This is a genomic window from Bradyrhizobium sp. 45 (assembly GCF_023073155.1).
In the GTDB taxonomy this organism is placed as follows: Bacteria; Pseudomonadota; Alphaproteobacteria; order Rhizobiales; family Xanthobacteraceae; genus Bradyrhizobium; species Bradyrhizobium canariense_D.
The window spans coordinates 194,594-213,769 of sequence record NZ_JADPIX010000109.1 but is presented as its reverse complement, the minus strand read 5'-3'; the positions used below and the strand labels follow the sequence as shown (position 1 = coordinate 213,769).

Sequence of the window (19,176 nt, the reverse complement as noted above, 5' to 3'; positions counted from 1 at the left end):
CATTACTCCGTCGAGTCGAAATCCTCTTCCTTGGTGCCGAGCAGCGATGCGATCGTGCGCAGGCCGGAATCGAGCTGCTCGAACGAAGGCGGGGCGAGCGCGAGCCGCACTGCGTTCGGTGCGTGGCCATGGGCGATCGCGAAGGTCGAGGACGGTGTCAGCGCGATGCCGCGCCGGGCTGCCGCGGCGACGAAGGTCTGCGAGCGCCAGTGCGCCGGCAGCGTGAGCCAGAGATGATAGGAGCGCGGATCCGCGGCGAGCTGGTAGCCGGCGAGCAGCCTTGCCGCGGTCTGCTGGCGGCGCGCGGCGTCGATGCGTTTCAACCGCGTCAGCTCGGCGACGGTGCCGTCTGCCATCAGTCGCTGTCCGGATGCCAGCGCATGACCGGACGCGATCCAGCCGCCGGTGCGGACCGCGCTCATCACGTTCTCGCGCAATCGCGGCGGCGCGACCAGGATGCCGAGCGCGAGGCCAGGGGCGACCTTCTTGGACAGGCTGTCGATCACGATGCAGCGGTCGGGGCCGAGCGCGGCCAGCGGCGTGTCATCGGCCAGGAAGCCGTAGACGGCGTCCTCGATGATGGTGAGATCGAGCTTCTCGGCGACGCGCATGATGTCGGCGCGCCGCGTGGCGTTCATGGTGACGCCGAGCGGGTTCTGGATGATGGGCTGGAGATACAATGCCGACAGATGCGCCTCGCGATGCGCCTTCTGGATGGCGTCGGGGCGCGCGCCAAATTCGTCGATCGGTATCGGGACCAGCGTCACGCCGAGCCGCGCGGCGATGCTCTTGACGTAAGGATAGGTCAGCGCCTCGACGCCGCAGCGACCGCCGGTGGGAACGAGGGCTGCGAGGGCGGCCGCGAGCGACTGCTTGCCGTTGGCGGTGAAGACGATCTGTTCGGCCTGCGGCGCAAAATCCTTGCGCGCGAGATAGGCGGCGGCTGCATTGCGCGCGCTCTTGGTGCCGGTGCTGGTGGAGACGCGCAATGCGGATTCGAGCGCGTCGACACGCTCGAGGCCCGCAAGGCTTTTGGCGATCATTGCCCATTGCTGCGGCAGCAGCGGGTAATTGACCTCGAAATCGATCCGCGCGTCGCGCGGCTCGCTCAGCGCCTCGACCTCGCGCCTGATGTCGCCGGAGATGAAGGTGCCACGGCCGACCTCGCCGACGACGAGGCCGCGGCGGAGCAACTCCGTATAAACCCGGCTCGCGGTCGAGACCGCGATGCCGCGGTCATAGGCAAAATTGCGCTGCGGCGGCAGCCGGTCGCCGGGCCTTAACGTACCGTTAGAGATATCCGAGGCAATGGCATCGGCAAGCTTCACGTACTCGAACTTGGACATTATTGCACCGAGAGCAATGTTTCACTTGCTCCGAGTAGTGTACTGGAGCATTTAAGTTCCATCAAGCTTCACGATTGAGCCGAGGAGAGCGAGAGCAATCCGACGGCAAATGAGGTGCATGCGTTCAGGCGCTTGCGCCAACGGCATCCGCTTCGCCGCGTGGACAACAGGCCGGAGAAGGACAATGACCACGATCTCGCAGAACGCCGGGCGGAGTTTACGCTCATCCTCGTCAAACGGATTTTTCCGCAAGCTGGCCAACGGCGCCTATGCGCTGTTCGACAGTCTGGAGCAACGCTCCGCCGTCAAGACGCTGAACGACCTCGATGACCGCGCCTTGCGCGACATCGGCATCACGCGCAGCCAGATCGAGGACGCGGTCTACGGTCAGGCCAAAGCAGAGCTGACGCGGTATTTGTAAGCGCTTCGCTCTTGTCCCGGACGCGCAGCAGCGTTCTGACGCTGCTGCGCAGAGCCGACGAGACTGGAGCTTCTGGCATACCTGCTTCGACATCGTCATTGCGAGCGCAGCGAAGCAATCCAGAATCCCACCGCGGAAAGACCCTGGATTGCTTCGCTGCGCTCGCAATGACGGCGTTTGTGGGTAGCACTGTCGCTCCTTTAGCTCGCGCTTTCATTGCAGACACACCTTCGCCCTCTCGCGGCTTGTTCGCCCGAGCTTTGCTTGATCGCCTCACCCTCGAATGAAAGAGGGCGCAGGGAAGACCGGGCGCCGGCTGGCACCCGCGGTCCACTGTGCGAAGTTGCAGTAAAAAATCTGCACAGCGGCATACAGGTGAAGCCCAAACGTCCGGCCTTCCCTGCGCAGCGGTTTTACGGCTTATGCCGTGCTCTCCCCGGGGAGCGATGCACTATTGCCCCCGTCGCCTCATGGATGGCTGATGCGCGAACCCGGTCGGGCCGCCACATCACCACAAGACTTGACGCACAGACCCCGGGCGTCAGGACGACACGGTTTTGCCGTACGCTGTCAGCACCGGTCGTGTGCGCGACGCCTTCGCTCACGGTTGCCCGCCCTGCGAAACCATTCGCGCCGGTGTGGCCCAGCGTCCGCCGCTGTCCGGCCCGCGTTCGTGACGATCGCGATACGCCCCTCTTCCTTGGGCCGGGTTGCGGCGACACATACGTCGTTTCCGAATTTCGGTAAAGTGGAATATTTTCAGCGGCGGGCGTTGACCGACAGCTTGGGTGTTTTGCCCGACGGGCAATGCAAGGGCTCGTAGCCCGGATGAGCGAAGCGATATCCGGGAATCGTGATACGAGTCGTCGCGGGTATCGCTTCGCTCATCCGGGCTACGAGCTTGTATATGGCTCAGGCGAAAGCGGCCTGGTCCCAAACACCGCCGAGAGCTCGATCGTCTTCAGAGCGCTCGGGCTTGCGGTGAGGTCGTGTCGCTGCGCCGCGTTGGCGCCGATGCCGGACATCCCGACGCGGCAAATGTGCAGCGACGTTGCCCGCGAACTTGGCGATACGTGCGGCGGCCTGTTTAAGGACGAACAGCATCGTCGTGACGCGGCTAAGCGCGCCGAGCAGGATCAGCACCGAGAAGATGTCGATATAGGCGAGGAAGTCGCCGACCAGCATCAATTCCGGCGGGATTGGGATCCTGTGGTAGTAAGCCAGTACGAGGATCACGACGGGGATGAAGGCGATCACCTTCCGCACCGTCAGCCTGTCCAGCAGTGCGGCCAGTTGCACGACCAGCACCTCCCACAAAGCATCGCCGATCGCGAGCGGGATCTCGTACGTCCATCTCCGCCACCATTGCTTCACGACATTGCTCCGAGCTCAGTGCCTGACCACCAGCACGGAGCATTTTGCGTAGCGCACGACGTGCCCGGCATTGGAGCCGAGAAAGTAGGTGCGCATCGCCGGCCGGTGCGAGGTCATCACGATCAGCTCGGCCTTCATGTGAACGGCTTCCTCCAGGATCTCGTGATAGATGCCGCCCTGGCGCACCACGCTGGAGATGCGGGAAGGCTCGATGCCGGACTCGCGTGCCACGATGGCGAGGGCTTCTTCCGAGGTCTGGCGCTGCTGCTCGTCGAAATCGGCCGGCACGTATTCGGCCAGCATCACCGGCGTCATCGGCAGCACGTTGAGCAAGCGCACCACGCCGCTCCAGGTCTGCGACAGCGTTGCCGCGGTCGCGATCGCCGGCTTGGCGAGGTCGGTGTCGGCGAGGTCGATGGGCACGAGGATGGACTTGAACATCTGCGCCTCCAAATCTTCCAGTCAGGACGTCTTGCCGGCACGTCGCGCGATCAACCCGATCGAAGCAGCCTTAGCTTCGAAGCAGCCTTAACTTCGAAGTAGCCTTAGCTTCGAAGTAGCCTTGGACTGACGAACAGCACCAGCTTGCCGCGGCGGTAAGCCACGTCACCCCAATCCTTGACGTCAAAATCGAAGATCGCAAGCCCCGACGTGGGCAGGTTGTCGGCGAGCGCCTTGGCGGCGGCCGGATCGCCGCCGCCCGTCAGCATCAGGGCGATCTCGTGCATGCCCGGATTGTGGCCGACCAGCAGCAATTGTCTCGGATCAGCCGGAATGGTTGCAGTGCGAATGGATTCCAGGATCTGGGCGGGATCGGCGGCGTAGAGTTCCGGCAGGACCTCGACCTGCGGCGCGGCGACGCGGTCCTTCATGGTCTCCCAGGCAATGTCCCAGGTCTGCCGCGCCCGGACGGCATGCGATACCAGTACGGCCTCGGGAAAGGGGGGATGGGCGGCCATCCAGTCGCCGATCTCGGCGGCATCCTTGTGGCCGCGGTCGTCGAGCCGGCGGTCCTGGTCACGGCCGCTCGGCGCGTCAGTCTCGGTCTTGGCGTGACGCAGCAGCATCAAACGGCGCATGGCACTCTCGAATCGTTACGCGTTCCAGAATAATCTACAGGTGCCGGTTGAGGGCAAGGTGACAAGGGCCTGCACAGTCCTCTAAAGCGCGATGAGATTAGGACAATCCCCATCGCGCTTTAAATTATTGTTTTGAGCATGATCTTTTCGGAAAACCGCTGCACACTTTTCCGGATCATGCTCTAAGAAACGACATGAGCGAGACTTTCACAAGCGTGTCCCAGGAAGAAGCCGGCTTTCGTGAACGCGCGCGACTGTCGTTTGATCTCGACGCCGACATCTGCGTGATCGGGGCGGGGCTTGCAGGGCTCTCCATTGCGCTCGAGGCGGCCCGGCTGGGGGCCAGCGTCGCGGTGCTCGAGGGCCGCCACATCGGCTGGAACGCTTCCGGCAATCAACTCGGCACCGTGATGCCGGGCTTCGCGCTGCCGCTCGCCGAGCTGATCGAGCGCATCGGCTTCGAGGATGCGCGGGAATTGTGGACGCTGTCGAAAGAGGGCGCCGAGTTCGTCCGGGCCAACGCCACCGAAGAGAACATGCCCGGGATCGGCCGGACCGACGGCGTGCTCGAGGTCTCCAACGTCGATGCCGGCGACCGGCTGATCAGCCGGTTGCAGATGCTGAACGAGGATTTCGACACCGAGGCCGAGGGCTGGCAGGTCGATCGCGTCCGCGCGGCACTCAAGACCGATCGCTACTTCCACGGCGTGTATTATCCGAAGGCGTTCCAGGTCGACGGGCGCAAATATGTGCACGGCCTCTCGGCGCTGGCGCGGCGCGCAGGCGCCCGCATCTTCGAGGACACGCCGGTCGTCAGCATCGATCATTCCGGCATCCGCAAGCGCATCGTCACGCCCTCGGCGCGGCTGCGCGCCACCCATATCGTGCTCGCCGGCAACATCCATCTCGGCGCGCCGTTGCGGCGCCTGTCGGAAACGCTGCTGCCGGTCTGGCGCTATGCCGGCATCACCGCGCCGCTCGGCGAGCGCGTGCACGAGATCATCGGCTTCAAGGGATCGGTGATGGATTCCGACGGCGTCGACCATTTCCGGATCGTCGATGGCGACCGGCTGATGTGGGAAAGTCCGGAGACCACTTGGGCCGCACGGCCGCAGCGCTTTGCAGGCAGCGTCAGGCGGCGGATCCGGTCGATCTTTCCTCAATTCGGCAATGTCGAGATCACCGAGATGTTCGGCGGCGTCACCGGGCAGACCGTGCATGGCATGCCGCAGATCGGCCAGTTGCGCAAAGGCCTCTGGGTCGCAAGCGGCTTCGGCCGCCAAGGCATGAACACCTCGGCCATGGCCGGGCAGATGATGGCCCGCAGCATCCTGGGGGGCGACGAGCGCTGGAAGCTGTTCTCGCCGTTCGAGCTGGTCTGGGCGGGGGGAACGACCGGGCGGGTTGCCGGGCAACTGGTCGGAATCTGGGGCAGGGCGAGTTCCGCCGCCGCAGGCTCGCTTGCCCGCTATCGCGAGCGTGCCAGGGTCAAGGACCGGGAACGCGAGGCGCGGCTGGCCGAAGCCAACCGGGCCGCCGGGACCGGTCCGCGCCGTCCGCAGCCCGGGGTTCGGCCCCGGCCGGCCCCACCGTCGAAGCCTGTGGCGGAAGCCGTGGAACCAGTCCCGCAGGAGGACAGCGCCTCGCGATAAGGTGAGAAAATCCCCGCCCGGAAGTGTAACGTCGACGGTTAGAGTCCGTATCTCAGGGCGTAGACGCTCCCGCATGGAGAATGAGATGTTTGACCGCCGCATCCTGTTGACGACCGTCGCCGGCCTGTTCGGCTTTGCGGCCTTTCGCTGGCTCAGAGCATCGCCGGCTGAGGCTGGAGAGAAAGCCGCGCAAAAATTCGAGATCGAGAAGACCGACGCCGAATGGCGTGCCCAGCTCACGCCGCAGCAATATGAGATCCTTCGCAAGGAGGGTACCGAGCGGCCGGGCTCCAGCCCGCTGCTCAAGGAGCACCGCAAGGGCGTCTTCGCCTGCGCCGGCTGCGACCTGCCGCTGTTCGCCTCCGACACCAAATTCGAGAGCGGCACGGGCTGGCCGAGCTTCTACCAGCCGATCGAGGGCAATGTCGGCAAGACCGAGGACCGGACCTACGGCATGCTCCGCACCGAGGTGCATTGCCGGCGCTGCGGCGGCCACCTCGGCCACGTCTTCGACGACGGTCCCAAGCCGACCGGATTGCGCTACTGCATCGACGGTTTCGGGCTGGTCTTCCATCCCGCGGCGGCGTCCGCAACCTAGGTTTCGTCCCGGCAATTGTTGCCGGTCCCGGCAATTGTGCCCCGGTCATCAGACCGGGGCTTTTTCGTTAAGCCATTGATTTCATGAGAAAACCCGCATTGGCATAGCCCTTGCGACAGTCTCCTCCGACTGCGGCCATGGTCGACCGGCCGCCGAGATCGGATCTGGAGACAAAGTTATGGGTATCTTCGATGCAATGAACACCTCGGTGGGTGGCCTGCAGGCGCAGTCCTACGCGCTGCAGAACATTTCCGGCAACATCGCGAATTCTTCCACCACCGCTTACAAGGGCATCGGCACCAGCTTCGTCGATCTCATTCCCGACTCCTCGGTCCCGAGCAAGCAGGTCGCGGGCGGCGTGACCGCCAACGCCAAGGCCACCATCACCACGCAGGGCACAATCTCGGGCTCCAGCGTCGCCACCAACATGGCGATCACCGGTGATGGCTTCTTCTCGATCCAGAAGGCCACGGGCGTCGTCGACAATGCGCCGGTGTTCAGCGGGGTCACCTATTACACACGGCGCGGCGACTTCCAGCTCAATGCCAACGGCAATCTGGTCAACGGCGCCGGCTATTACCTGATGGGCGTCACGGTCGACCCGAAGACCGGCAACCCGCAAGGCAACGTTGCGACGGTCCTGAAATTCCAGAACAACTTCATCCCGGCGCAGGCGACCACATCGATCCAGTACGCGGCCAACCTGCCGACCCAGCCGAACACCGTGGCGAGCACGACGGCGGCAACCAAGACGCTGCTGGCGGCCGGCGGACTGAACCCGTCGGACTTCGCGGCCAACCCGCTGCCGGTCGGCACGCCGCCTCCGCCTTATGCAAACGCCACAACGTCCGGCGCTGCCGCGACCGGCAATGTCCGCTCGCCATACTCGTCGACCACTGCGACCGGCACAACGGCGCTCCAGAATAACTCTGCGGCGGTGGCATCGAGCACCACCTCGCTCGACAACTCCCTGGGTACGCATCTCGCCTCCAGCATTCTCGCTCAGCTGAGCGGCCAGACGCTGGTCGTCAACGGTCACAATATTGTTTTCGATAATAGCTTGACCAGCACTCCCGACGGTCTTGGCGGCACGGCGATTGGTCTCGGCTCGGGTACTAACACAACGGTGGCCAGCATCATCTCCGCTATCCAGTTGGCCGGCGGCCCCGGCGTCACCGCATCGCTCAGCCCCAGCGGCAACATCGTGATCTCCAGCGGCACCACCACCGACGTACCGGTTGGTAGCGGCCAGGTGGCCACGGCGCTTGGCATCAGCAGCGTGACGCGCGGCGGCAACGTGCTGTCATCGCCCGCGATCTCGGGCGCCACGGTGCTGAGCGGCGCGGCGGCGGCCGGCGGCGCCGAGGTGCTCACATCGGGCTTCTCCGCCGGCGACGTCATCACCGTCAATGGTCAGTCGCTGACCTTCATGGCCTCCGGCGCGTCAGGCCCGAACCAAATCAACGTCACCGACAACATCACGATGCTGCTCGGTAAGATCGACACTCTCTCCGGTGCAACGGGGTCGTCAGTCAGCAGTGGGGGCGTGATCACGCTGAACACCGGCACAGCTTCCAACCTTTCGGTGGCGAGCTCCAACAGCGCCGCCTTCGCCGCGCTCGGCTTCACCTCGACCATCATCAAGAATCGTGACGGTGGTGGCGTTGCCGGCACCGGCGGCGTGATCGGCAACGACATCGCCACCTTCACCAAGGAATCGATCAGCGGTGGCGCGGTGACCGCTTACAACGCGGCCGGCACGCCGGTGAACCTGCAATTGCGCTGGGCCAAGACCGACAGCGCCTCGCTCGGCGCGGGCCATGCCGATACCTGGAACATGTTTTACCAGACTGACCCGAATGCGACGGGCACGACCGTCGGTTGGGTCAATACCGGCCAGGCCTTCACCTTTGCCGCCGACGGCTCGCTCACTTCGCCGAGCGGCTCGGGCATCACCATCAACAATGTCAGCGTCAGCGGCCAGTCGCTGGGCTCGGTCTCCTTCAACATCTCCTCGGGCGGACTGACCCAATATGCCAGCACCAGCGGCGCGGTCACCATCAACACCATCACCCAGAACGGCTACGCCGCCGGTCAGCTTCGATCGGTCGCCGTCAACAACAACGGCCTCGTGGTCGGGACCTTCTCCAACGGTCAGAACCTCGACCTCGCACAGGTCTCGTTGTCGCACTTCAACGGCACCAACTACCTGAAGGCGCAGGACGGCGGCGCCTACGCCGCGACTGAACAGTCGGGCCCTGCCATCGACGGTGCTTCCGGTTCGATCAGCGGCTCGTCGCTGGAAGGCTCGAACACCGACATCGCCGACGAATTCACCAAGCTGATCGTGACCCAACAGGCCTATTCGGCCAACACCAAGGTGATCACGACGGCGAATACGATGGTTCAGGATCTTTTGAACGTGTTGCGCTGATTGGGGCGTGACGTAACCAGAGGCGGCAAGTCAACATGGGTTTGAGTTCAGCCCTCGCCAGTGCGATGAGCGGTCTGCGTGCCAATCAGGCTGCGCTCTCGATCGTTTCGTCGAACGTCGCCAACTCGCAGACGCCGGGTTACGTCGTCCAGACGCCGAACCAGATCGAGGTCACCACCGGCGACTTCGGCTCGACGGTCACGACGACCGGCGTCAGCCGCGAACTCGACACCTATGTGCAGAAACAGCTGCGCACCGAGACCGGCGGCAGCGGCTACGCCGACCAGATGGCGAACATCCTGAAGCAGCTTCAGAATGTCTATGGCACGCCCGGCAACAGCGGTACGCTCGAAACCGCGCTGAACAGTTTCACCACGGCGCTGCAGGCGCTGTCGACCAACGCGGGCTCGTCGTCGGCGCAAACGGTTGCGCTCGGCGCCGCGCAGACGCTGGCGCAGCAGCTCAACCTCACCACCAAGGGCATCCAGTCGCTGCGCTCCAACGTCGAGCAGGATCTCAGCACCTCGGCGCTAGCTGCCAACGCGGCGATGCAGCAGGTCGCCGACATCAACTCCCGGCTCCAGGGCCTGTCGGAACACGACCCCTCGGCTGCGACACTGATGGACCAGCGCGACCAGGCCATCAATAACCTGTCGAAATATGTCGACGTCCACGTCACCACCGACGGGTCCAATCAGGCCAACATCTACACCACCACCGGCATCCAGCTGGTCGGCGCTGGGCTGGCGTCGCAATTCACCTTTGCGTCCGCCGGCGCGCTGTCGGCGACTTCGCTCTACAACATCGATCCGGCCAAATCCGGCGTCGGCGCGTTCAACATCAAGCTCCCGAACGGATCCTCGGTCGACGTCATCGCCAACAACGTGGTGTCTTCGGGCCAGATCGCGGCCGATCTGAAGCTGCGCGACCAGACGCTGGTGCAGGCGCAGAACCAGATCGACCAGTTCGCCGCGACGATGTCGAGCGCGTTGTCGGACAAGACCACGGCCGGCAGCCCGGTCACCGGCCCGCCGGCCGGCTTCGATCTCGACCTTGCCGGGGCGGCGCCGGGCAACAGCGTCAACTTCACCTACACCGACACGACCACCAATACCAAGCGGCAGGTCACGCTGGTCAACGTGACCGATCCGGCGGCGCTGCCGCTCCAGAACCCCACCAACGCCAATCCGATGCAGATCGGGGTGAACTTCTCCGGCGGCATGGGCGCGATCGCCTCGGCGCTCAACACCGCGCTTAACGGCTCGCATCTGTCGTTCGCCGCCGCCCCGTCGCCGGCAACGGCGACCACATTGCGGGTTACCGACGACAACAGCGGCCTCGCCAAGGTCAATTCGGCCTCGATCACCAAGACGATCTCGTCGCTGACCTCGGGCAATCCGCAACTGCCGCTGTTCACCGATGGCGGGCAGGCGCTCTACACCGGTGCGATCACGGCATCGGGCTCGCAGATGACCGGCCTTGCCGGACGCATCGCCGTGAACACGCAGCTCACCACCGACCCGACCAGGCTGTCGGTCTACAATACCTCGCCGGTTACGCCCACCGGCGACACCACGCGCTCGGACTATCTCTATTCGCAGCTCACCTCGGCGGTGTTCTCCTATTCGCCGCAATCCGGTCTGGGCTCGGCGAGCCAGCCCTTCACCGGCAGCGTCTCGAACTACCTCCAGCAGTTCCTGAGCGTTCAGGGCAATGCCGCGACCCAGGCGACCCAGCTCCAGCAGGGCCAGAGCGTCGTGGTCTCGACGCTGCAGGCCAAGTTCAACTCGACCGCCAGCGTCAACCTGGACTCGGAGATGTCGAACCTGATCCAGCTCCAGAATGCCTATGCCGCCAACGCCCATGTCATGTCGGTGGTGCAGAGCATGATGAATACGTTGCTCCAGGCTCAAGTGTAACAAGTAACAGGGCTCTGAAACATGTCGATCAGCAGCATCAACTACTCCTCGTCGGTTCTCGGCTCGCAGATCCGCAACATCAACCGGCAGCTCACCGACCTGTCGACGCAGCTCTCGACCGGCAAGCTGTCGCAGAACTATTCCGGGATGGGCACCAACGAGGGCTTTGCGATCGCCGGGCGCGCGCAGCTCTCCAACATTGCCGCCTATACCGACACGATGACCAACGTCAACGTCAGCATCAACCTCGCCAATACCGCGTTGCAGTCGCTGACCACGATCCGCAACACGGTGCAGACGGGCTCGGCCAACACCGCGCAGGATCTCAACGTCAACGGCCAGACGGTTGCGCAGAACACTGCGGCTGCGCAATTCGGCTCGATGGTCGGCGTTCTCAACACGCAGTCTGGCAACCGCTATCTGTTCTCCGGAACCGCCTTCAACACGCCGTCGGTCGCGAATGCCGGCGACATCATCAACGGCACCACGACGCAGGCGGGCTTCAAGACCGTCATGGCGGAGCGTCAGGCCGCCGACCTCGGCGCCAACGGCATGGGCCGGCTGGTGCTGGCGACGCCACAGCCGACGCCGAGCTCGGTGAAGGTCTCCGAGGACGCGCCCGCATCGCCATTCGGCCTGAAGATCGCCGCAGTCTCCTCGACGCTGACCGGCGCGACGGTCACCGGCCCGAGCGGCTCGCCGGTGTCGTTCTCGGTCGACCTCAACGGCGTCAACCCGAAAAATGGCGACAAGCTCAGCGTCCAGTTCACGCTGCCCGATGGCTCGACCGAGCAGATCGACCTGACGGCATCGACGGCGACGCCGACACCTGTCGGCAGCTTTGCGATCGACCCCGGTAATCCCAATGTCGTTCCGGTCGTTCCTCCGGACCCGAACATCACGGCGACGAACCTCAACACTGCGCTGAATACCGCGATCAAGAAGCTCGCCGGCACCTCACTGGTGGCGGCGTCCGCTATCACGGCCGGTGACAATTTCTTCAATACGGCGGGATCCGCCACCGCGAATGTGGCGGCCACCGGCAATCTGCGCTCCTATACCTCGACGACCGGGACGGGCTCGGTCGCGTTGCAGGACAGCGCATTGGCGATTGCGTCTACGACCACGTCGCTCGATTCGTCGTCGACACCCCATCTCAACGGGACCATTCTCAACGCGCTCGCCAACGCTCCGACCGGTACCACACTGACCATCACCGGCGCGAGCGGCGCCCACACGATCACCTTCGACCCTACCGTCACTACCGTCACCACAACGGCCAGCGGCAATACCACTATCGGACTGGCTTCGGGCAGCGCCGCGAAGGTGTCTGATATCTTGAATGCGATCGCGACGGCCGCCGGCATCCCCGCCGCCAACGTAACTCTGAGCGCCGGCGGCAATATCCAGATCGCGACCGGCACCGGCACGGACGTGGCGGTCACCGGCGGCGCGGCGGCCACGGCGCTCGGTCTCAGCAGCGTGACGCGCGGCAGCGTGGCGTCGACGCCTCAGATCACCGGTTCAACTGTGCTGAGCGGCATTGCGACTACGGGCGGCCCGGAAGTCCTCTCAGCGGCGTTCCAGGCGGGGTCGGCGGGTCCGCCTGCCGTTAATCCCGATACGATCACGGTGAACGGTCAGACGCTGACTTTTGTCGCCTCGGGCGCCAGCGGCCCAAACCAGATCAACATCACCGACAACATCACAACTCTGCTTGGCAAAATCGATCAGATCACCGGCACCACGAAGCCGTCGACGATCCATGGCGGCGTGATCACGATCAACACGGACGATCCCGGGAGCCTCAACATCACGAGCTCGAACAGCACGGCGTTCGCGGCGCTCGGCTTCACGACCTCCCCGGTCACGGCGGCAAAGGCTCCGCTGCGCGTCGGCTCGTCGCCCCTCGGCTCGGCGATGACGCTGGTGAACGGCTCGGCCACCACCGTGCAATGGTACCTGGGCAATGACGGCCCCGGCTCGCCGCGCTCCACCGCGATGGCCCGGGTCGACGATTCCGTCACGGTGCAGTATGGCGCGCAGGCGAACGAGGACGCGATCCGCAAGGAGCTGCAGGCGGTCGCCGTGTTCGGGACGTTCTCGACCTCACCGACCGGGCAGTATTCGGGCGGGCAGGTCGCCGCGCTGAGTCTGCGGGTGACACAGGCCCTGACGAAGCAGCCAGGCGAGCAGCGCATCGAGGACATCCAGACCGACATCGCGATGGCCCAGAACACCATGAAGGACGCAGGCACGCGCCAGACCCAGGCCAAGGCGCAGCTCCAGACCATCATCGACCAGGCGGAATCAGCCTCGCCGGACCAGGTCGCGAGCGAGATCCTGTCGCTCCAGAATGCGCTCCAGGCGTCCTACCAGGTGACCTCGAACCTCGCGCAGCTCTCGCTCGTCAAGTTCCTGTAAGCGGGCGTTAAGGCGCCGTTAACCATGCCTCTTTACCTCTTGGTGAGGATTGCAGGGGGCGGAGCTGACGATGTCGGAGAAGATGAAACTGGTGGTGGCCACGCCATGTTTCGGTGGGCAGGTGACGAGCATCTATGCGAGCTCGATCTTCGCGCTTCAGCGCGCCGTGCACGGCATGGCCAATCTCGAGCTCAAGGTGCTGCTGCGCGACGGCGATGCGCTGATCACGCGCGCGCGGGCCAATCTGGCCGCGATGTTCCTGGACGATCCCGAAGCGACGCATTTCCTGTTCATCGATGCCGACATCGGCTTCAAGCCGGAGCAGGTGTTCCGGCTGATCGAGTGCGGCGCGGACGTCGTCGCCGGCTGCTATCCGATCAAGCGGATCAACTGGGACAAGGCCGCGCGGGCGATCCAGTCCGGCCGCACCGACGTGCCGGCCGCATCGCTCGACTACGTGCTCGAGATCGAGGACCCCGACCGCATCGTGGTGGTGAACGGATTCACCCGTGTGCGCTACGCCGGCACCGGCTTCCTGATGATCCGGCGCTCCGTGCTGGAGGCGATGTGCCGCCATCCGGACTACGCCGCCTTGCAATTCTTCCGCGAGCATTCGCATGACACGCTGGCGGCGAGCCAGAACCGGTTTGCCTTGTTCGAATGCATGATCGATCCGGCGACCGGCACCTATCTGTCCGAGGACTTCGCCTTCTGCAAGCGCTGGACCGACATCGGCGGCGAGATCTGGGCCGACATCGAGAGCTCGCTCGATCACGTCGGACCGTCGGTGTTCCACGGCGACATCACCTCGCAATTCGCACCGGCGCCCGCGGCGGCGGCCGATGCAGCGTGAGCCTTTCGGGATGAGCGCTGGCGCATCCCGTCTGTCAGCCGGCGAGCGCCCGTCCGACAGCGGCTCGCGCTATCGCCTGCGCGATCTCTTCACGCCACTGGATACGCTGCTTGCCTCCGGCGGAGATCCGCGGCTGGCGCTCGATCGGAACGACCGTGTCAACGCCTATGGCTGCGCGGCTTCCCCGGAGCCGGAGCTCTGGAATTTCGCCTCCGCGACCGCGTCGACGATCTCGCAGATGGCCTACGACCGCGCCGCGCTGGCGCGCGAAGAGCTGATGCACAAGTGCCTATTCGACGAGGTCGAAATCGCCTTCGACGCCCGCTGCGAGGACATGCGCGAGGAGCTGCGCGGCCACCTTGCGCTCTCGTCGCGCATCGAAATCGTGTTCTCGCCGTCCGGCACGGACTCCCAGCTTCACGCCCTGTTCGTGACGCGCGCGGTGCTCGGCGCGGCGCCGGTGACGATCGTGGTCGGCGCCGACCAGACCGGAAGCGGGACGTCGCATACCGCACGCGGCCACCATTTCAGCACGATGACGGCAGGCGGCATGGCCGTGCGCAAGGACGGCGCGGTGACGGGGCTCGCCGGCGACAGCATTGCGGTGCCGCTGATCGACATGGCGGCCGGCATTGCGATGCGCACCGATGCCGATGCCGCGGTGCTGCATGCGGTCGAGACCAGCCTCGCGCAAGGCCGGCGCGTTTTGTTGCAGATCATGGATTCGTCAAAACTCGGTTGGCGTGCCCCAAGCGAGGCGTGTCTCGACGAGATCGCGCGGCGCTGGCCGCGCAAGGTTCAAATTGTCGTCGATGCCTGTCAGGCGCGGCTCGGTCGCCGGCGGCTGCGCGCCTATCTCGACCGTGGTTACATGGTGCTGATCACCGGCTCGAAATTTTTCGGCGGACCGGCCTTCAGCGGTGCGCTGCTGTTGCCGAAAGGCCTGTCGCGGTCGATCGACCGGATGTGCCGGATCGCGCCTGGCATCTTCGACTATGCCGGTCGCTGCGACTGGCCGGTGGCGTGGACGATGCTGCGCTCGCGCTTTGAGCGCCGGCCGAATTTCGGTCAATGGCTGCGCTGGGAAGCCGCGCTGGCCGAGATCGGCAGCTACTACGCCGTGCCCGGGGCCTTCCGCGCCAGGATGCTGGCCGAGCTCGCAGCCGGCATCGACAGCATGATCGCGTTGTCGCCGTCGCTTCGTGCCATTCCAACCGCCATCGACAAGTCCAGCGCAGACGATGAGGAATTCGTGCAAGCCACGATCTTTCCGTTCACGCTGCTGCGCGGCGGCAAGCCGGTCTCGCTCGCCGAGACCAGCGCCGTGCATCGGGCGCTGGCGTGCGACATGGCCGAGGAGATCAGCGGCAGCGCGGCGGACCGGCAAGTGGCCGCCCAGCGCTGTCTCGTCGGCCAGCCGGTCCGACTGGAGCGGCAGGACGGTGCGCCTCAGGCCGTGTTGCGCCTCTGCGTCGGCGCACGATTGGTGACCGAGGCATGGTCGCCGGATACAATGCAGGCGCAGCGCAATGTGCAGCACGTTCTTGATCGCATCGCCCATGTGCTGGTGAAGATCGAGCTGCTGCTTGATCGTGGCGCGGTTGCGGCCGTGCCGGCAAAGTTCGCGTTCGAGGTGTGAGATGCAACATCCAGTTTCCGCGCCGAGCGGCGTGACCGCGCCGACCTATGCCGACCGCATCGGCTTTGCGCAGTTGACGCGCAGCGCCTTCGAGGGAGGTGACCTGTATCCGTTGCGCGAGCGGCTGCTGGCGCGGATCGAGGAGGGAACGGCGGAGGCCGGCGAAGGCCTCGATCTCTCGCTGATTGCCCAGCTTCTCGGCGAGAAGGAGGCTGGGCTGGTGATCCAGACCGAGGTGCTCTCCTTCCACCAATTGTTTCGTACGCCTTGCGCGGCTCCAAAACCCCGCCTGCGCGTGCTCGCGCTCGCCGCCGATATCGACATGGGCGGCAACACGCCGATCGACTTCCTGCTTGAAGATTCCGACATCGAGCTGTTGACGCTCTACGTTGTCAAGGGCATCGGCCTGCCGGATACTCTGCCGGAGCACGACGTCGCCATCGTGATCGCATCCGATTCCGAGGAGTGCCGGGAGGCGCTCGCGCTGATCGAGAAGGCCGCGCCGCACTGGCCGAAGCCGCTGCTCAATCGTCCCGATCTCATTGGCAATCTCGATCGCGACAAGCTGTATCGTCTGCTGACGGGCGTGCCCGGCCTCGACATTCCCGTGACCGCCCCCACGACGCGTGCGCAATTGTCGGAGCTTTCGCGAGGCAGGATCGTTTGCGAGGAGATCACGGGCGAACTGCGCTTTCCAATGATCGTGCGGCCGCGCGGTACGCATGCCGGCGTCGGTCTCGCGAAACTCGACGATGCTGGAGCGCTCGCGGCCTATCTCGCCGAGCGACAAGAGCAGGACTTCTTCGTCGCACGTTTCGTCGACTATGCGAGTCCGGACGGGCTCTACCGCAAATATCGTCTCGCGATGGTCGACGGCGAACCTTATGCCTGCCACATGGCAATCGCCGATCGCTGGGACATCTGGTATCTCAACGCCTTCATGGCGTTCAGCGAGGAGAAGCGGGCCGAGGAAGCCGTCTTCATGCTCAACTTCGACCATGCTTTCGCTGCGCGCCACAAAATCGCGCTGGACGAGATGAGCAGACGCGTCGGCCTCGACTACTTCATCGTCGATTGCGCCGAGAACCAGAACCGCGAGCTGCTGGTCTTCGAAGCCGACAATACCGCCGTCGTGCACAACATGGATCCGCCGGCCGTGTTTCCGTACAAGCCGCCGCAGATGCGCAAGATCTTTGCGGCATTCACGGCGATGCTGTCGCGGCATGCACAGGCCAGAGAAGAGAGTGCGGCATGAACGAGCTCATCCGCAACACGCACAGCTCCGTCACGCACACCTCGCTCGATCCGCAGGACTGGAGCGATTTCCGCGCGCTCGCCCATCGCATGCTGGACGAGACGATCGACGGCATCGCCAATATTCGCGCGCGCCCGGTGTGGCAGGCGATCCCCGACGAGGTCCGTGCGGCATTCAGGACGGACGTGCCGCGCGATGCCAGCGATCTCGCCGATGTCTACCGCGAATTCGCCGAGCATGTCGCGCCTTATGCGACCGGCAATGTTCATCCGGGTTTCATGGGCTGGGTGCATGGCGGCGGCACGGCCGTCGGCATGATCGCCGAGATGCTCGCCGCGGGCCTCAACGCCAATCTCGGCGGGCGCGACCACATGCCGATCGAGGTCGAGCGCCAGATCGTCGACTGGATGCGCCGCCTGTTCGCGTTTCCCGAGAGCGCGAGCGGCATCTTCGTCACGGGCACGTCGATGGCCAATCTGATGGCGGTGCTGGTCGCGCGCACCGCTGCGCTCGGCGCGCTGGCGCGGCAGTACGGCATCGGCAACGATGGCGCGCTGCTTACGGCTTATACTTCGCGGGCCGCGCATGGCTGCATATCGCGGGCGATGGATATCGCGGGATTTGGGAGCGACGCCCTTCGCAAGATCGGGGTCGACGCGGATCATCGCATCGACGTTGCCGCGCTCCGTGCGCAGATCGCTACCGATCGCGAGGTCGGCTTCAAACCGTTCCTCGTCGTCGCCTCCGCCGGCTCGGTCGATGTCGGCGCGATCGACGACCTCAAGGCCGTCGCCGCGCTGTGCCGCGAGGAGGGACTTTGGTTTCACGTCGACGGGGCGTTCGGTGCGCTCGCAATTCTTTCGCCCGAGCTCGCACCGCTGCTCGGCGGCATCGAGCTTGCCGATTCCATTGCGCTCGACTTCCACAAATGGGGCCAGGTGCCCTACGACGCGGGCTTCCTGCTGGTGCGTGACGGCGAGCAGCACCGGCGGGCCTTTGCCCAGCCGGCGGCTTATCTGAGCCGCGAGGCGAGGGGGCTTGCGGCCGGCGCGGTCTGGCCGTGCGATCTCGGCCCCGATCTGTCACGCGGCTTCCGCGCGCTGAAGTCCTGGTTCACGCTCAAGACGTTCGGTACCGACAGGCTGGGCGCGGTCATCGCGCGCAGCTGCGCGCTGGCGAAATATCTGGAGACGCGCGTTCTGGCCGACCCGCGACTGGAATTGCTGGCGCCAGTGAACCTCAACATCGTCTGCTTCCGCTACCGCGCCGGCGATGCGATCAATCGCGAGATTGTCGCCGACATCCAGGAGTCCGGCATCGCGGCGCCGTCGAGCACGACACTGGATGGCAGGTTCGCGATCCGTGCCGCGATCGTCAACCACCGCACCGCGGAGATGGATATCGATGCGCTGGTCGCGGCCGTGCTGGAGTTCGGCGGACGGCGCAGCGGCGGCGTGATCGAGGTCGAGGCGCCGCCGCTTGTGGCGCAGTGACATCAGGTTTTTTTGACGCGGTTTCTTCAAGCGAAGCGGTACCTTCGCTTGAAAGCGGTTGAACGAAAAACGCCCCGAACCTGGTTTGGGGCGTTTTTGTTTGCAATGCGTGAAGCGCTCAGGCGGCCGAGCTGACGTCTTCCTTGACCTCATCCTTGGGATGGGTGGCCTCGAACTGCTCACGCAGCTTGTCTTCATAGGCGATCAGCTTGCGGGCGTCTTTCAGCGCCCGGTAGAGGTCGCCGCTCATGATGTGGTTGTTGATGTCCTCGATGATAGGCCAGGCGCTCGGCACCGCCGTGACGATGTCACGCACCAGGTTGAAATAGGTGCCGTGCTGGCTCTGCGGATCCGGCGAGATGTACATGAGCTGGACCGCCAGATAGACGAGCTTGGCGGGCGTATCGGCGGTCTCCGGCGTGAGAATGTCGCGCTCGCGCAGGATCGGCACGTTGTCGCCGTCGATCAGAAGGCGGGCCCGCTGTTCAGTGTTGGTTATCACGCAGTTACCGACGATGATGCGTTCGTGCGGTCTCAGCTCGACCTTGAGGGCCATGCCTGTTCTCCATCAACGCTTTCGTAACCGAGCGTGTGTTGCGGCGGATCAGGGCGCAATACTCCATCAAGACTAGTTAACGAGTTGTAAATCTCGGGTCTGGGGACGAAAAACCCCAATCATTTCAACGCCG

Annotated in this window: 15 protein-coding genes; 10 read left to right on the top strand and 5 right to left on the bottom strand. The window is 64.7% G+C overall.

The window, feature by feature from the left end; translation table 11 throughout:
* Nucleotides 1–2: 2 nt before the first annotated feature.
* Complete coding sequence (locus IVB42_RS18620) at nucleotides 3–1,346, bottom strand: PLP-dependent aminotransferase family protein (RefSeq protein WP_247470755.1); 1,344 nt, start codon at nucleotides 1,344–1,346, stop codon at nucleotides 3–5.
* 184 nt (nucleotides 1,347–1,530) lie between these two features.
* Between IVB42_RS18620 and IVB42_RS18615 the strand changes: the two genes are divergently transcribed.
* Nucleotides 1,531–1,767 carry a DUF1127 domain-containing protein gene (locus IVB42_RS18615; protein WP_018457553.1) on the top strand — a complete coding sequence of 79 codons (237 nt, stop codon included), beginning with the start codon at nucleotides 1,531–1,533 and terminating at the stop codon, nucleotides 1,765–1,767.
* Between the two features lie 912 nt (nucleotides 1,768–2,679).
* Here the strand turns inward: IVB42_RS18615 and IVB42_RS18610 are convergent.
* From IVB42_RS18610 to IVB42_RS18600, 3 genes are all read right to left on the bottom strand, one after another.
* Nucleotides 2,680–3,141, bottom strand: coding sequence for a hypothetical protein (locus tag IVB42_RS18610; protein WP_085348849.1), 462 nt, complete (start codon nucleotides 3,139–3,141; stop codon nucleotides 2,680–2,682).
* A gap of 15 nt (nucleotides 3,142–3,156) precedes the next feature.
* Entirely contained in the window at nucleotides 3,157–3,582 is a 426-nt protein-coding gene (locus IVB42_RS18605; RefSeq protein WP_007602088.1) for a universal stress protein, read from the bottom strand.
* A 104-nt stretch (nucleotides 3,583–3,686) separates the two neighbouring features.
* Entirely contained in the window at nucleotides 3,687–4,220 is a 534-nt protein-coding gene (locus IVB42_RS18600; RefSeq protein ID WP_247470753.1) for a histidine phosphatase family protein, read from the bottom strand.
* A gap of 194 nt (nucleotides 4,221–4,414) precedes the next feature.
* Here IVB42_RS18600 and IVB42_RS18595 point away from each other — a divergent pair, with 194 nt between their 5' ends.
* The 9 genes from IVB42_RS18595 to IVB42_RS18555 all read left to right on the top strand — a co-directional run bounded on the left by IVB42_RS18595 (nucleotide 4,415) and on the right by IVB42_RS18555 (nucleotide 18,487).
* Complete coding sequence (locus IVB42_RS18595; RefSeq protein ID WP_247406869.1) at nucleotides 4,415–5,872, top strand: FAD-binding oxidoreductase; 1,458 nt, start codon at nucleotides 4,415–4,417, stop codon at nucleotides 5,870–5,872.
* An 85-nt stretch (nucleotides 5,873–5,957) separates the two neighbouring features.
* Nucleotides 5,958–6,470: a peptide-methionine (R)-S-oxide reductase MsrB gene (gene msrB, locus IVB42_RS18590; RefSeq protein ID WP_247368235.1), complete on the top strand. Its 513-nt coding sequence runs from the start codon at nucleotides 5,958–5,960 to the stop codon at nucleotides 6,468–6,470.
* A 178-nt stretch (nucleotides 6,471–6,648) separates the two neighbouring features.
* On the top strand, nucleotides 6,649–8,904 hold the full coding sequence (locus tag IVB42_RS18585) for a flagellar hook-basal body complex protein (RefSeq protein ID WP_018459565.1): 2,256 nt from the start codon (nucleotides 6,649–6,651) through the stop codon (nucleotides 8,902–8,904).
* Between the two features lie 35 nt (nucleotides 8,905–8,939).
* A complete protein-coding gene (gene flgK, locus IVB42_RS18580) occupies nucleotides 8,940–10,823 on the top strand; it encodes a flagellar hook-associated protein FlgK (RefSeq protein WP_247368231.1) in 1,884 nt (627 codons plus the stop codon).
* A 21-nt stretch (nucleotides 10,824–10,844) separates the two neighbouring features.
* Complete coding sequence (locus tag IVB42_RS18575) at nucleotides 10,845–13,247, top strand: flagellar hook associated protein (RefSeq protein ID WP_247406871.1); 2,403 nt, start codon at nucleotides 10,845–10,847, stop codon at nucleotides 13,245–13,247.
* Between the two features lie 70 nt (nucleotides 13,248–13,317).
* Nucleotides 13,318–14,100 (top strand): hypothetical protein, encoded by a 783-nt coding sequence (locus IVB42_RS18570; protein ID WP_247368225.1) that lies wholly within the window; start codon nucleotides 13,318–13,320, stop codon nucleotides 14,098–14,100.
* A complete protein-coding gene (locus IVB42_RS18565; protein WP_247470750.1) occupies nucleotides 14,090–15,739 on the top strand; it encodes a hypothetical protein in 1,650 nt (549 codons plus the stop codon). Before IVB42_RS18570 ends, IVB42_RS18565 begins: the two co-directional genes overlap by 11 nt.
* 1 nt (nucleotide 15,740) lies before the next feature.
* Nucleotides 15,741–16,994 carry a hypothetical protein gene (locus tag IVB42_RS18560; RefSeq protein ID WP_247456819.1) on the top strand — a complete coding sequence of 418 codons (1,254 nt, stop codon included), beginning with the start codon at nucleotides 15,741–15,743 and terminating at the stop codon, nucleotides 16,992–16,994.
* Nucleotides 16,991–18,487 (top strand): aspartate aminotransferase family protein, encoded by a 1,497-nt coding sequence (locus IVB42_RS18555; protein WP_247406878.1) that lies wholly within the window; start codon nucleotides 16,991–16,993, stop codon nucleotides 18,485–18,487. The genes IVB42_RS18560 and IVB42_RS18555 overlap by 4 nt, the downstream gene beginning before the upstream one ends.
* Nucleotides 18,488–18,605: 118 nt before the next feature.
* Here the strand turns inward: IVB42_RS18555 and flbT are convergent, their stop codons facing one another.
* Nucleotides 18,606–19,043, bottom strand: coding sequence for a flagellar biosynthesis repressor FlbT (gene flbT, locus IVB42_RS18550; protein WP_085357252.1), 438 nt, complete (start codon nucleotides 19,041–19,043; stop codon nucleotides 18,606–18,608).
* Nucleotides 19,044–19,176 lie beyond the last annotated feature (133 nt).